The organism is Malikia sp. (assembly GCF_028687635.1).
In the GTDB taxonomy this organism is placed as follows: Bacteria; Pseudomonadota; Gammaproteobacteria; order Burkholderiales; family Burkholderiaceae_C; genus Malikia.
In genome coordinates, this window is the sequence record NZ_JAQTZS010000006.1 from 113,863 (window position 1) to 128,198 (window position 14,336).

Here is a 14,336-nt window from a genome sequence, read left to right on the forward strand (position 1 = left end):
GATCAGCGGATGGCCGGCAGGCCGCCGATGTAGCCGACATCCGCCTGCAGGCGGTAGTTCGAGACGCCGTACTGGTTCTTGCCGGTCAGTTCGGCCGCCTTGGCTTCCAGGCGCTGGGTCAGCTCCTTGTTCTGGGTCTTGATCCAGTCGCCCTGGTGCTGGGTGTTGCCCATGAGGTAGGCGTGGCCGTTGAGGTTCTCGACCACCTGCAGGCCGGTGGCCTCGGCGCCGGCGGCGATGTTCAGGATGCGGGTCAGCTGCTTGCTGTCGACGTTGTAGGCCCAGACGTAGTTGTTGACATGGGCGCCCGAGTCCTCGCCGATGAACAGCGTGCGCATCTTCTCGGAGAAGTAGAGGTTGTCGGTGTTCGCGGTGAAGCGGATGTCGGCGGTGTTGCCCTGGGCGTCGGCTGCGATCGGCCGACCCAGCAGCTTGTCCTCGATATGGGCCTGGTACGGCACGTACCCGGACGCGATCAGCTGGCCATGCTGGTCCCGCTGGCCCTGGGCCAGGTCGAAGGTCATGGTGGCGCCGGCGCTGTTCTCCTTGAGGCGGATATGGTCGACCGGACCGCCGTCGTTGGCCTTCATCGAACCCTGGATGTAGCTCAGCGCGTAGTACAGTTTCTTGTCCTGGTGGTTGAAGGCCACGCCCTCGCCCTTGGTGAATTCGGTGGTGGCGCCGAGATAGGCCGCGTAGCGGCGCGTCTCCAGGAAGGCGGCGGCCTGTTCCATGCCCGGCTTGAGCTTGAGCCAGATGGTCTCGGCCGAGCCGGAGCGGGTCGCGGTGAAGCCTGGCTTGGCGCTCAGCGAGGTCTCGAAGATATCGGCCTGGGTGAGCCCCTTGTCGATCAAGGCCTTGATCTCGGCATGGGTGCTGCTGCCGAGCTTGATCCAGCTGATGCTGGCCTGGGTGTCGCCGTCGCTGCCGTCACCGGAGGTCTGCTTCCACTTGGCGGCGTAGAGGCTGCCGCCGGCCTTGGGGTTGTTGGCCTGGTCGGCCACGAACATGAACAGGCCCGAGTAGCTGCCGTCGTCGCCGAAGATGGCGGTGCGGCCGTCGTTGGCGAAGCGCGCCAGTTCCCAGGCACCGCGGCCCATCTGGTAATGCTTGGACACCTCGTAGCCACCGTCGGGCCTGACCGCCACTTCGGTGGCGTAGCCGTAGTGGTAGGGGTTGGCTTGCTGGCGACCCTTGAAGTAGGCCTGGTTGAGCGATTTCAGCGCCGCCTGGGTGGTCTTGTATTCCTTTTCGCCGGGCACGAAGGACAGGTCGTAGTCCTCCTCGCCGCCGATATGCGTGTTCCAGGGCGTCAGCGAGCCAGCGCAGAAGATCCAGCCGCCGTTGACGCTGGAGAAATCAACCGGTTTCTGGTTCTTGACGGAAAGCTTGCCGTCACGACCCTGGGCGATCTCGGACAGGCTCATGTGCATCGGCATGCGGCTGTACCAGCTCGGGACCTTGCGGGCTTCGTGCCCGTCGGCCAGCACGTCGTCGTATTCCCAGTGGTTGATCAGGAATACCTTGTCGCCGACCTGGTGCAGGCTGTTGCCGTCGGCCGTCTCGGCGATCACCGCATCGCCGTTCGGGTCCATGATGGGCGCCATGTCGACGTCGAAGGCTTGCGCGGCGGCGTACTTCCTGCCCTTGACCTCGCTGATGGCGTCGGTGTTCTTGAACAGGCTCTGGTAGCTGAGCGGGAACTCGCGGCTGCTGCCGTCGGCGTAGCTCACCCGGGCGACCGAGCGGGTGTAGGTGCGCAGCATGTCGGTTTCGCTCTCGGGCGAGGGGGTTTCGCTGAAGGTGATGGCGGTGACGGCCGGGCCGTGACCGGCCTGCTGCGGAGCGAGGCTGCCGCAGGCAGCGGCGAGCGCGGTCAGGGGGAAGAGGGCGAGCAGACGCAAGTTCATGTCGGTTCCGTGAAGGAATGAAAGATGCCCGGCATTGTGTGGCGCCGATGTGACGGTTTTGTTGCAAGTCGGGGACTGGGACGAGCTTCGCCGCCGCAGCAGCAGGCGGTCGTGCAGTCGGCGGGTGCTATTCATGGTGTTGTCAAAAGCGCTGCGTACAACTGTCACCGCTCACTTTGAAAGGTGCATGACATGTCCGTTGAGATCGCATTGACCGTCGTTGTCCTGGCGGCTGGTTTTCCCTGGCTGCGCCGGCGACTCCAGCGGGCGTTGCTGGCGTGGTGGGACGAGATCAATGCCTGTCAGGAGACGGGAGCGCACCATCTTGATGGCATGGTGCTGGGCGTCTGGACGGTCAGCTGGCTGCACTACAGCGTCTGGCCAGACTGCGCGCGCCGGCGCTGAAGGTTAAAGGTCGATCGCCCGGCGTCCTGTCATGAATCGTTCATCGACCGGCCATGCGCGCGTCATGCGGGCCACGAAGAATGAGCCCAACATGAATCAATGCCAACAGGAGTACATGATGAAGGAACTGCCCACCCCCACGCTGGATCTCTCGCCGCTGTCGCTGCCCAGGGGGTCACTTCATCCAGGATCGCTACAACCTGCTGTCGCGCAAGACAAAAGTGGTATCGAAGTCTCTTGGGCGTGCCATCTGGACGAGGTTCGCGAGGCGCAGCGCCTGAGGTACGACATCTTCGCGGGCGAGATGGGCGCGCGCCTGCCCAGGACCGAGCCGGGCCACGACATCGACCTGTTTGACGATTTCTGCGAACACCTGCTGGTGCGTGATGTGGCGACCCGCCAGGTCATCGGCACCTACCGCTTGCTGACCCCGGCCCAGGCCAAGCGCGTCGGTAGCTTCTACAGCGATACCGAATTCGACCTGACCCGGCTGCGCCTGCTGCGCGACAAGATGGTCGAGCTCGGTCGCAGCTGCGTCCACCCCGAGCACCGCCATGGCGGTGTGATCATGGCGCTGTGGGGCGCGCTGGCCGGTTTCATGGCCCGCAACGAACTCGACACCATGATCGGCTGTGCCAGCATCCCGATGCGGCACGAGGGGCCGCACGGCGTCGTGGACGGCGGACACGCGGCGGCCAGTATCTGGCGTCAGGTGCGCGAAAAGCATCTGGCCCCGATCGAGTTCCATGTCCGTCCGCGCCTGCCGCTGCCGGTCGACCAGCTCGATGACAGCCTGGATGTGGAGCCGCCGGCGCTGATCAAGGGCTATCTGCGCCTGGGCGCCAAGGTATTGGGCGCGCCGGCCTGGGACCCCGACTTCAATTCCGCCGACCTGCCCATGATGATGCGCCTGGCCGACCTGCCGCCGCGTTACCGCAAGCATTTCCTGGGGGCTTGATGCGTGCCGCCGCTCTGTTCGATGGCCTGGGTGGCATGTCCGACCCCAGCCCCGCCGAAGAGCGCCAGGGCGAGGCTCCCGAGCGACTGCGCAGCATCTTCATTTCCGACGTCCACCTGGGTACCCAGGGTTGCCAGGCCGGGGCGCTGCTGTCCTTCCTGAGGGCCAACCCGAGCGATAACCTGTATCTGGTCGGCGACATCATTGACGGCTGGCAGCTGCGCCGGCGCTGGTACTGGCCGCAGGAGCACAACGACGTGGTGCAGAAGATCCTGCGCCGGGTGCGCAAGGGCTGCCGGGTGATCTTCGTGCCGGGCAACCACGACGAGTTCGTGCGCCATTTCGTCCACCACCATTTCGGCGGTGTCGAGGTCATGACCGAGGCCATTCACACCACCGCCGACGGCAAACGCCTGTGGGTTACCCACGGCGACCTCTACGACGGCGTGATCCAGTACGCCAAGTGGCTGGCCTGTCTGGGCGACACGCTGTACGAGTTCACGCTGCGGCTCAACCGTCATTTCAACAGCCTGCGCGCGCGCCTGGGGCTGCCCTACTGGTCGCTGTCGCAGTACCTCAAGCAGAGGGTCAAGGGGGCGGTCAACTTCATCAGCCGCTTCGAGGAGGCGGTCGCGGCCGAGGCGCGCAAGCGCGGCCTCGACGGCGTGGTCTGCGGCCATATCCACCACGCCGAGATGCGCACCATAGACGGCACGCTCTATTGCAACGATGGTGATTGGATCGAGAGCCTGACCGCGCTGGTCGAGTATCAGGACGGCCGGCTTGAGCTCGTGCACTGGCCCGATGAGCTGGCGCAGCAGCCGGTCCGCATCGCTGCGCAAGCCTCGATGGCCGATTGACCGGGATGACGGCATGACAACTCAGTGACGATTTCGTGAAGTGCCGTCATCATTTTGTCACAAAAAATGGGCAGAATGGGAAGATTGACCTTGGTGCAATCTTGATCCCCATGACTGTTCTCTCCCATGCGTCCCGCGTGCCCTTTCTTGATCGCGACCAGAGCATCCTGGCCTTCAATGAACGGGTGCTGGACTGGGCCTGCCGGCCCCAGGTCCCGCTGCTCGAGCGCTTGCGTTACCTGACCATCGTGTCCTCCAACCTCGACGAGTTCTTCGAGGTCCGCTTCGAGCCGCACCTGAGCGCGCGCCTGAGCAACGAGCAGCGCGGCCCCGCCACCGTGCAGAGCTACGCCGAGGTCTCCGAGCATGTGCATCGCCTGGTCGAGCAGCAATACGCGATCTACAACGGCGAGTTGCTGCCGCTGCTCGAAAAGCGCGGCATCAAGATCCTGCCGCACGGCGAGCGCAACCTGCGCCAGCGCCGCTGGGTGCGCGAATTCTTCACCCAGGAAGTCCAGCCCTTGCTGCTGCCGGTCGGCCTCGACCCGGCGCACCCGTTCCCGCAGGTGGCCAACAAGTCGCTCAACTTCATCGTGCGCCTGTCGGGCCGGGACGCCTTCGGGCGCGAGAACGAGGTCGCCATCGTCAAGGTGCCCCGATCGCTGCCGCGCTTCATCCGCATGCCGGGCGTCAAGGGCTCGCGCCAGGTGCATTTCGTCTCGATCTCGAGCGTGATCCGGGCCCACCTGGGCGACCTGTTCCCGGGCCGCCAGGTGACCGAGTTCTCGCAGTTCCGCGTCACGCGCCATTCAGACCTCGCGGTGGACGAGGAAGAGGTCAAGAACCTGCGCACCGCGCTGCGCGTGGGCCTGCAGCACCGCCACTACGGCCGCGCGCTGCGGCTCGAGGTCTCGGCCGGCTGTTCCGAGTTCCTGTCCGACTTCCTGCTGCAGCAGTTCGACCTGCCGCCCGAGGCGCTCTACAAGGTGGCCGGGCCGGTCAACCTGGTGCGACTGACCCAGCTGATCGACCTGGTCGACGCCCCCGAGCTGCGCTTCGAGCGCTATCAGCCGGGCTGGCCGGTTCAGCTGACGCCGGGCCAGTCCTTCTTCGAGCGACTGCGGCAGGGCGATGTGCTGATCCACCAGCCTTACGAGAGCTTCGACGCGGTGCTGGCCTTCCTGCGCGAGGCGGTCGAGGACCCGAACGTGCTGGCGATCAAGCAGACCCTCTACCGCACCGGCAGCAAGGGCGAGATGACCGGCTTGTTGCGCGAGGCGGTGCGCCGGGGCAAGGAGGTCACGGCCGTGGTCGAGCTCAAGGCGCGCTTCGACGAGGAAGCCAACATCAACAACGCCGAGCTGCTCGAATCCGTCGGCGCGCAGGTGGTCTATGGCATCGTCGGGCTCAAGACCCATGCCAAGATGCTGCTGGTGACGCGGCGCGAGGAAGGGCGCATCCGCCGCTATGCCCAGGTCTCGACCGGCAACTACAACCCCGGCACCGCCAAGCTCTACACCGACCTGAGCTACCTGACGGCCGACGACGCGCTGACCGGCGACCTGGAGCAGATCTTCCTGCACCTGGCCAGCCAGAACCGGCTGTCGCGCCTGCAAAAGGCCCTGATCGCGCCCTTTCACCTGCACAAGGCCATGCTTGACCGCATCGAGGCCGCCGCGGCCGCCGCGCGCGCGGGGCTGCCGGCGCGCATCGTGCTGAAGATGAACGCGCTGACCGACGAGCCGCTGTCACGCGCGCTGGTGCTGGCCTCGCAGGCCGGTGTCAAGGTCAATGTGATCGTGCGGGGGGCCTGCATCCTGCCGGCCGGGGTACCGGGTCATACCGACAATGTGCGGGTGTGCTCCATCATCGGCCGCCTGCTAGAGCATTCGCGGGTGTTCCTGTTCCAGCACGGCGAGCAGGAGGAACTGTGGCTTTCGAGCGCCGACTGGATGAACCGCAACATGCTGCGCCGCATCGAGCTGGCCTGGCCGGTGACCGATCCGGCGCTGCGCCGACGCATCATCGACGAATGCCTGGACGCGAGCCTGGCCGACAACACCGACGCCTGGCTGCTGCAGCCCGACGGCGTCTATCTGCGGGCCCAGGCGGGCAGCGGCAAAACGCGCGCGCAAGCGCATTCGGCGCAGGCCCAGTTGATGGCGCGCTACGGAGGAAAGGCATGAACGCGGATCTGATCTTGTGGCGCCACGCCGAGGCCGAGGACCTGGCCGACAACGAGGAAACCGGCGGCAGTGACCTGTCGCGCCGGCTGACGGCCAAGGGCGAGAAGCAGGCCGCCCGCATGTCGGCCTGGCTGCAGCGCAACCTGCCCGAGGACGCGCGGATCTGGTCGAGCCCGGCGGTGCGCACCGAGCAGACCGTGCTGGCGCTGGGACGCAAGTACCGTCTCAGCGATGCGCTGCGCCCTGACGCCAGCGTGGATGACCTGCTGCAGCTCGTGCAGTGGCCGCAGTTGCGCCACCCGGCGCTGATCGTCGGGCACCAGCCCACGCTGGGGCGGGTGGTCGCGCGCCTGGTGGGCTTGAGCGAGTCCGAGTGTTCGATCAAGAAGGGATCGGTCTGGTGGTTGCACCAGCGCGAGCGCAATGGCGAGATCCAGACCGTGATCCTGACGGTGCAGAGCCCGGAGTTTCTCTGAAACCTCGGGCCGGGCGGCTCAGGCTCGGTGGGCCGGCTGGTCGCCTGTCGACTCTGGCGTCGGGGTGCTGGTCCCGGCCTTGCGGCTCTTGCGCGCGGCCGCGGTCTTGGCCGGCTGCGCGGGGGCGGGCTCGGGAGTGGGTACAGTGGGGGTGGCTTCGGTCCGAGCGGGTTCGACCGCGGTGCTTTCCTGCGCGCTCGGGCGGCCGGTCTTGAGGGTGGGCACGGCGGTCAATGCCGCCTTGAACCTGGCGTCGCCGAGGCTGGAGAGCGTCATCAGTCCCGCCCGCAGCAGCTCGCTTTTCTTGATCGCCAGGCCCTGGGCCAAGGCGCGCGCCTTCAGCAGGTCGAAGGCGGCGTACTCGTCCTTCGGGATGGTGAAGCTGTCGCGCACCAGTTTGGCTTTCTTTTCTTTTCCCGGTGCGGCTTCGGCCTTGGCTTCTTTCTTGCTTGAATTCATGGTTGTATTGGATGCCAACGATCTAAACAGTATAAACAATTTTTCTGAAGATTACTTGTTTTTTCCTGGTCGAATTAATCGTTCTGACTTATGTGATGAATAAGCTGTCAGAATTAACCCTTATAGATGGAAGAACCCACCAATGAGCCTACCCCGACGAAATACCACTTGGCAGGAGTTGAACCTCGGTGCCAGCGCTACCCTTGAACGCGATTGCAGCGAGCAGGATCTGCTGCTGTTCGCGCACGCCTCCGGCAACCGCAATCCGCTGAACTTGCCCGAAGCGGAGCAGTCGCAGTCGCAGCTGCCCGCGCTGGCCCCCTCGATGTGGGTCGGCTCGCTGCTGTCGGCCGTGCTCGGCAACCTGCTGCCCGGCCCTGGCACGCTCTACCGCAGCCAGGACCTGCGCTTTCATCGCCGGGTCCAGGTCGGCGACCGGCTGCAGGTCAGCGTGACCTGCATCGAGAAGGGCCCCGAGCCGCTGGCGCGCTTCGCGACCCGCATCAGCACCCAGGCCGGCGAGCTGGTCTGCGAGGGCGAGGCCGAGGTCGAGGCACCGCGCGTCTCGCAGGAAGTGGTCGCACGCGACCTGCCGCCGCTGATCCTGGGCAACAAGGACCATTTCGCCCGCCTGATCGATGGCGCGCGCAAGCTGCCCGCGCTCAAGACCGCGGTCGTTTGTCCCGAGGACGCCAACTCCATGGGCGGGCTGGCGCTGTCGGCGCGCGAGGGCCTGATCGAGCCCGTGCTGGTGGGGGACGCCCAGCGCATGGCGCGCATCGCCGCCGAGCTGGGCATCGACATCACGTGCTGGCGCCAGGTGCACGAGTCCGATTCTCGCGCCGCCGCCGCGATCGCCGTCGCGATGGCGCGCAGCGGCGAAGTCGGTGCGGTCATGAAGGGGGCGATCCACTCCGACGAACTGCTCGCTGCGGTCGTCAACAAGGAGCGCGGCCTGCGCGGCAGTCGCCGCCTGAGCCATGTCTTCGTGATGGACGCACCGATGCTCGACCACCTGCTGTTCATCTCGGATGCCGCGATCAACATCGCCCCCGACCTGACGACCAAGGTCGACATCACGCAAAACGCGATCGACCTGGCGCGCGCCTGCGGACTGGAGTGCCCGCGCGTGGGCATCCTGTCGGCGGTCGAGACCATCAACACCAGCATTCCCTCGACGCTGGACGCCGCCGTGCTGTCCAAGATGGCCGAGCGCGGCCAGATCCGTGGCGGCACGGTCGACGGCCCGCTGGCGATGGACAATGCGATCGACCTCGACGCCGCGCGCACCAAGGGCATCGAGTCCCTGGTCGCGGGCCGCGCCGAAGTGCTGATCGTGCCCAACCTCGAAGCCGGCAACATGCTGGCCAAGGAGCTGACCTTCGTCGCGCGCGCCGAAGCCGCCGGCCTGGTGCTCGGCGCCCGCGTGCCGGTGATCCTGACCAGCCGCGCCGACAACGACCGCTCGCGCCTGGCTTCCTGCGCGCTGGCGCTGCTGCACGACCATTGGAGCAAGACCGGGCAATGCGCCGTCGAGCCGGAGGTGCTGGCATGAGCTTGCTGCTGACTCTCAACGCCGGATCGTCCTCGATCAAGTTCGCGCTGTTCGAAGCGCGCTCGCGAGGCCTGGAGCGCCTGGCCGTCGGCCAGGTCGAGGGACTGGGCGAGGTGGCGCAGTTTTCCGCCGTCACCACGGCGGGCGAGCGCCACCAGCAGCAGATCGACGGCGCCTCGGGCCCGGCCGACCATGGCACCGCCTTGCAAGGCGTGCTGGACTGGCTGCGCCTGAGCTTCCCGAATCGCGAGGTCACCGCCGTCAGCCATCGCGTGGTGCACGGCGGGGCCGAGCATGTCGAGCCGATCCTGCTCGACGACGAGAATCGCGCCCAGCTGCAGCAGCTGGTGCCGTTGGCGCCGCTGCACCAGCCGCACAACCTGGCCGGTATCGATGCGGCCCGCGCGGCCTTCCCGCGGGCGCGGCAGGTGGCCTGCTTCGATACCTCCTTTCACCGCAGCCACCCGTTCGTGGCCGATACCTTCGCGTTGCCGCGCCAGTACTACGAGCAGGGCATCCGGCGCTACGGCTTCCACGGCCTGTCCTACGAGTTCATCGCGCGCCAGCTCAAGAGCCGCCATCCCGGCCTGCTGGCGGGCCGGGTCGTCGTCGCGCACCTGGGCAACGGGGCATCGATGTGTGCCCTGCGCGCCGGTCGCTCGGTCGCCTCGACCATGGGCTTCACCGCGCTCGACGGCCTGGCCATGGGCACCCGCTGCGGCCAGATCGACCCGGGCGTGCTGCTCTATCTGCTCAGCGAGCGTGGCATGAACGTGCAGTCCCTGACCGATCTGCTGTATCGCAATTCCGGCCTCAAGGGCATGTCGGGCCTGTCCAACGACATGCGGGTGCTGCTGGCCAGCGACCTGCCGTCGGCGCGCGAGGCGGTCGACTACTTCATCGAGCAATGCCGGCGCGAGCTCGGCGGTCTGGTCGCCAGCCTGGGCGGCCTCGACGCCCTGGTCCTGACCGGCGGCATCGGCGAGCATGCGGCCGAGGTGCGCAGCCGCCTGCTGAGCGGCCTGGGCTGGCTGGGCGTCGATTTCGACGAGTCGGCCAACCAGGCCGGCGCCGAGGAAATCAGCCTGCCGCGCAGTGCCGTGCGGGTGCTGGTGCTGGCCACCGACGAGGAGCGCATGCTGGCCGAGCATGCCGCCGAACTGACCGCCTTGTCCTGAATCCCTTCCACTTCCCTGTTACGAGCTAGATCGCCATGCAATCCCATTACAGTCCGGCCAACCTGCCGACCCGCCTGGCCCAGGAGCAAGCCGAACATTCGGCTCAGATCCAGCGCCTGTTGAGCTGCAGCGCTACCCATGCGCAAAAGATCTTCCAGAACCATGCCGAGCGCTCGCTCGCGCTCTGGCGCTCCAGCATCAAGACCCAGCAGGGCCTGGTCCAGAGCACGCAGGCATCGACCCTGGCGGCCGATACCGCGCAATACCTGATCGATGCGGCCCAGCGCACCGCGCTGACCACCGACGTGCTGCGCGAGCGCGCCAACAATGACAAGCTGCACGAGGACGCCGGCACGCCCCCGGTGCTCGACTACGAGTACGAGATCGTGCTCGATGCGCGTCACTTCGATCGCCCGGCCAACTACCAGCTGCTCAAGATCCTGCGCCCCGACGGCGGCGAGACGATCGACTCCAAGCGTCCCTTCATGATCATCGACCCGCGCGCCGGCCACGGCGCCGGCATCGGCGGCTTCAAGCCCGACAGCCAGGTGGGCGTCGCGCTGCGCGGTGGCCATCCGGTCTATTTCGTGGTGTTCCGCCAGCATCCCGAGCCGGGCCAGACCCTGGCCGACGTGATGCGCGCCGAGGCCGAGTTCGTGCGCGAGATCTCGCGTCGCCACCCCGACGCACCCAAGCCGGTGGTGTTCGGCAACTGCCAGGGCGGCTGGGCCACGCTGGTGCTGGCGGCGGCCAACCCGGACATCACGGGCCCGCTGGTCATCAACGGCGCGCCCGTCTCGACCTGGTCGGGCGAGGTCGGCGCCAATCCGATGCGCTACAGCGGTGGCCTGATGGGCGGCATCGCGCCGGCCCTGCTGTCGATGGACCTGTCCCACGGCGAGTTCGACGGTGCCCACCTGGTCAGCAACTTCGAGCAGCTCAACCCCAGCCGCAACTACTTCGGCAAGTATTACGACCTCTACGCCAACGTCGACCATTCGCGCGAGAGCTTCCTCGAGTTCGAGCGCTGGTGGGGCGGCTTCCACTTCCTCAACGAGTCCGAGATGCGCTGGATCGTCGAGCAGATCTTCATCGGCAACAAGCTCTCGCGCGGCGAGGCCGAACTCGAACCCGGCCGTCACCTCGACCTCAAGTTCATCCGCTCGCCCATCGTCGTGTTCGCCAGCAAGGGCGACAACATCACGCCGCCGCAGCAGGCGCTGAACTGGATCGTCGACACCTATGCCGACGAGAACGAGATCCGCATCCGCGGCCAGCGCATCGTCTACATGGTGCATGACAAGGTCGGTCACCTCGGCATCTTCGTCTCGTCCTCGATCGCGCGCAAGGAGCACGCCGAGGTCACCTCGACGCTCAAGACCCTGGAGTCGCTGGCGCCCGGTCTGTACGAGATGAAGATCGACCACAGCGAAGGCGAGGGCGTCGACGAGCGCTTCGTCGTCAGCTTCCACGAGCGCAAGATGAGCGACATCCTGCAGGTGGTGCCCAACGACCGCGAGCTCGAACGCGGCTTTGGTGCCGTCTCGCGCCTGTCGCGCCTGGGCGCCGACCTCTACGAGATGACGGCCCGCCCCCTGGTCCAGGCCCTGGTGACCCCGCAATCGGCCGAGCTGCTGCGCGATACCCATTCCAGCCGCGTCAGCCGTCGCATCTTCTCGGACGAGAACCCGGCCATGGCCGGCGTCGGCGCGCTGGCCGGTCAGGTCCGCGAGCAGCGCCAGCCGGTGGACCCCGCCAACCCCTGGTTGACCTGGGAAAAGACCCTGGTTGCCGGCATCACGCAGGGCATGGACCTGTACCGCGATCTGCGCGACAGCGCCTACGAGATGAGCTTCCTGTCCCTCTACGGCTCGCCCTGGATGAACTGGTTCGGCCAGCCCATGGCCAAGGAGCGCACCCGCAAGAAGCCCGAGGAGTTGCGCTGGCTGCCGAAGGTGCAGGCCACGCTGTCGACCATGGACGATGGCGGCTATGAAGCCGCCGTGGTCCGCATGCTGGTGCTGCTGGCCGACAGCCGCGGTTCGGTCCGGCGTGACCGCCTTGAGCGCTCGGCCCAGGTGCTGACCAGCGAGGCGCCGTTCGCGCAGCTCAGCGCCACGCACCGCGCCGCGCTGATCCACGAGCAGTCCGTCATCGTCGAATTCGAGCCCGAACAGGCCCTGCGCAACCTGCCGCGCCTGCTGCCGCTGCCCGAGCAGCGCCGGCGCGCGATCGAGGTGGTGCGCTTCATCGTCGGCGACCGCAGCGACATGGAGCCGCAATCGCTGCACATGCTCGAAGCCATGGAGCAGCTGCTGGGCCAGGCCGTGCCCGCCATCGAGTCCGAAGCCAGTGCCACCGAGGCCCTGGAAGCCGCCAAACCCGCGCGCCAGCCGGCGCGCAGCAAGTCGCAGGAGTCCGCATGAAGTCCAAAGTCGTTACCCCGCAACAGGCCATCGAGCTGATCCATGAGGGTGATACCCTGGTCTGCTCGGGCTTCGGTGTCGTCGGCGTGCCCGATGAACTCTTGCTGGCCTTGCAGCAGCGCTTCGAGGCGACCCAGTCGCCGCGCGACCTGACCCTGATCTTCGGCGGCGGCCCCGGCGACGGCAAGGACCAGGGTGTCAACCGCATCGCGATCGATGGCCTGATCAAGCGCGCCATCGGCGGCCACTGGGCCCTGGTGCCCAAGCTCGGCGCCATGGCGATGGACAACCGGATCGAGGCCTGGAACCTGCCGCTGGGCGTGATCTCGCACCTGTACCGCGACATCGCCGCCGGCCTGCCCGGCAACATCTCGCGCGTCGGCCTGGGCACCTTCGTCGACCCGCGCCTGCAAGGCGGCAAGGTCAACGCCCGCACCACCGAGGATCTGGTCAGCGTGATCGAGCTGGCCGGCCAGGAGCTGCTGTTCTACCGCGTGCCCAAGCCGCAGGTGGCCTTCATCCGGGCCTCGATCTCCGACCCGGACGGCAACCTCTCGATCGAGCGCGAGGCGCTGGCGCAGGACACGCTGGCGATCGCGACGGCGGTCAAGAACGCTGGCGGCATCGTGATCGCCCAGGTCGAATACCTGTGCGAGAGCGGCAGCCTGCCGGCACGCCAGGTCAAGGTGCCGGGCATACTGGTCGATTGCGTGGTGCAGGCCCGCCCCGAGTACCACAAGCAGACCTATGGCACGGGTTACAACCCGGCCTTGTCGGGTCAGATGCGGGTGCCGCTCGACGCGCTGCCGCCCATGCCCTTCAACGAGCGCAAGATCATCGCGCGCCGTGCTGCCTTCGAGCTGATGCCCAACGCGGTCGTCAACCTCGGCATCGGCATGCCCGAGGGCGTCGCCGACATCGCCAACGAGGAGCACCTGCTGTCCTACATGACGCTGACCGCCGAGCCCGGCGTGGTCGGCGGCGTGCCCGGCAGCGGCCTGAACTTCGGCAGCTCGACCAACGCCACCGCCCAGCTGGACATGAACCAGCAGTTCGACTTCTATGACGGCGGCGGCCTTGATCTGGCCGTGCTCGGACTGGCCGAATGCGATGCGCTCGGCAACATCAACGTCAGCCGCTTCGGCCCCAAGCTGGCGGGCGCTGGCGGCTTCATCAACATCACGCAGAACAGCCGCACCGTGGTGTTCATCGGCACCTTCAGCGCCGGCGGCCTGAAGGTGGCGGTGGAGCAGGGCGAGCTGCGCATCCTGCAAGAAGGCAAGCACCGCAAGTTCGTCGAGACGATCGAGCAGGTCACCTTCAGCGGCGAATACGCGGCGCGCCTGGGCAAGCGGGTGCTCTACGTGACCGAGCGCTGCGTCTTCGCGCTCACGCCCGAGGGTCTGGAGCTGATCGAGGTCGCGCCCGGCGTCGACATCGAGCGCGACATCCTGGCGCACATGGCCTTCCGTCCGATCGTGCGCCAGCCGGCGCTGATGGATGCGCGCATCTTCCGTCCCGAGCCGATGGGCCTCAAGGACAGCCTGCTGTCGATCACGCTGCTCGAACGCATCAGCTGGCAGCCCGAGCGCAACCGCCTGTTCCTCAACTTCCAGGGTCTGAAGCTGTCCAGTCCGAAGGACGCGCAGGACGTGCAGGCCGCGGTCGAGCGCCAGTGCCAGGCCATCGGTCACCGGGTCGATGTCGTCGTCAACTACGACGGCTTCGAGATCCTGGAGCCGGCCATGGACGCCTATGCCCAGGTGGTCGCGCAGATGGTCGAGCGCTATTACGGCCAGGTCACGCGCTACACCACCAGCGCCTTCCTGCGCGACAAGCTCGGCGCCGCGATCCGCGAACGTGGCCTGGCGTCGCATATCTATGAAACCCGTGCCGAGGCCGAGTCGGCCCTCTGAATCGCCT

General features: G+C 66.9%; 11 protein-coding genes. 9 read left to right on the forward strand and 2 right to left on the reverse strand.

Annotated elements, in window-relative coordinates:
* Positions 1 to 2: 2 nt before the first annotated feature.
* Positions 3 to 1,910: an alkaline phosphatase PhoX gene (locus PHR85_RS06285; RefSeq protein ID WP_300051900.1), complete on the reverse strand. Its 1,908-nt coding sequence runs from the start codon at positions 1,908 to 1,910 to the stop codon at positions 3 to 5.
* Positions 1,911 to 2,102: 192 nt separating this feature from the next.
* On the opposite strand from PHR85_RS06285, the gene PHR85_RS06290 reads away from it, so the two are divergent.
* The 5 genes from PHR85_RS06290 to PHR85_RS06310 all read left to right on the forward strand — a co-directional run bounded on the left by PHR85_RS06290 (position 2,103) and on the right by PHR85_RS06310 (position 6,795).
* Positions 2,103 to 2,315, forward strand: coding sequence for a hypothetical protein (locus PHR85_RS06290; RefSeq protein WP_300051902.1), 213 nt, complete (start codon positions 2,103 to 2,105; stop codon positions 2,313 to 2,315).
* Between the two features lie 118 nt (positions 2,316 to 2,433).
* Positions 2,434 to 3,273, forward strand: coding sequence for a GNAT family N-acyltransferase (locus PHR85_RS06295; protein ID WP_300051987.1), 840 nt, complete (start codon positions 2,434 to 2,436; stop codon positions 3,271 to 3,273).
* Positions 3,274 to 3,308: 35 nt separating this feature from the next.
* Complete coding sequence (locus PHR85_RS06300; RefSeq protein WP_300051991.1) at positions 3,309 to 4,133, forward strand: UDP-2,3-diacylglucosamine diphosphatase; 825 nt, start codon at positions 3,309 to 3,311, stop codon at positions 4,131 to 4,133.
* A gap of 110 nt (positions 4,134 to 4,243) precedes the next feature.
* Positions 4,244 to 6,319: a polyphosphate kinase 1 gene (ppk1, locus tag PHR85_RS06305; RefSeq protein ID WP_300051903.1), complete on the forward strand. Its 2,076-nt coding sequence runs from the start codon at positions 4,244 to 4,246 to the stop codon at positions 6,317 to 6,319.
* On the forward strand, positions 6,316 to 6,795 hold the full coding sequence (locus PHR85_RS06310; RefSeq protein ID WP_300051905.1) for a histidine phosphatase family protein: 480 nt from the start codon (positions 6,316 to 6,318) through the stop codon (positions 6,793 to 6,795). The genes ppk1 and PHR85_RS06310 overlap by 4 nt, the downstream gene beginning before the upstream one ends.
* An 18-nt stretch (positions 6,796 to 6,813) precedes the next feature.
* Here the strand turns inward: PHR85_RS06310 and PHR85_RS06315 are convergent, their stop codons facing one another.
* Positions 6,814 to 7,254: a hypothetical protein gene (locus PHR85_RS06315; RefSeq protein ID WP_300051908.1), complete on the reverse strand. Its 441-nt coding sequence runs from the start codon at positions 7,252 to 7,254 to the stop codon at positions 6,814 to 6,816.
* Between the two features lie 142 nt (positions 7,255 to 7,396).
* Here PHR85_RS06315 and PHR85_RS06320 point away from each other — a divergent pair, with 142 nt between their 5' ends.
* The 4 genes from PHR85_RS06320 to PHR85_RS06335 are packed head-to-tail and all read left to right on the forward strand — an operon-like array spanning position 7,397 to position 14,329.
* Positions 7,397 to 8,809 carry a bifunctional enoyl-CoA hydratase/phosphate acetyltransferase gene (locus PHR85_RS06320; RefSeq protein ID WP_300051910.1) on the forward strand — a complete coding sequence of 471 codons (1,413 nt, stop codon included), beginning with the start codon at positions 7,397 to 7,399 and terminating at the stop codon, positions 8,807 to 8,809.
* On the forward strand, positions 8,806 to 9,987 hold the full coding sequence (locus PHR85_RS06325; RefSeq protein ID WP_300051913.1) for an acetate/propionate family kinase: 1,182 nt from the start codon (positions 8,806 to 8,808) through the stop codon (positions 9,985 to 9,987). The genes PHR85_RS06320 and PHR85_RS06325 overlap by 4 nt, the downstream gene beginning before the upstream one ends.
* Before the next feature lie 35 nt (positions 9,988 to 10,022).
* Positions 10,023 to 12,413: a DUF3141 domain-containing protein gene (locus PHR85_RS06330; protein ID WP_300051915.1), complete on the forward strand. Its 2,391-nt coding sequence runs from the start codon at positions 10,023 to 10,025 to the stop codon at positions 12,411 to 12,413.
* A complete protein-coding gene (locus PHR85_RS06335) occupies positions 12,410 to 14,329 on the forward strand; it encodes an acyl CoA:acetate/3-ketoacid CoA transferase (protein ID WP_300051918.1) in 1,920 nt (639 codons plus the stop codon). Before PHR85_RS06330 ends, PHR85_RS06335 begins: the two co-directional genes overlap by 4 nt.
* Positions 14,330 to 14,336 lie beyond the last annotated feature (7 nt).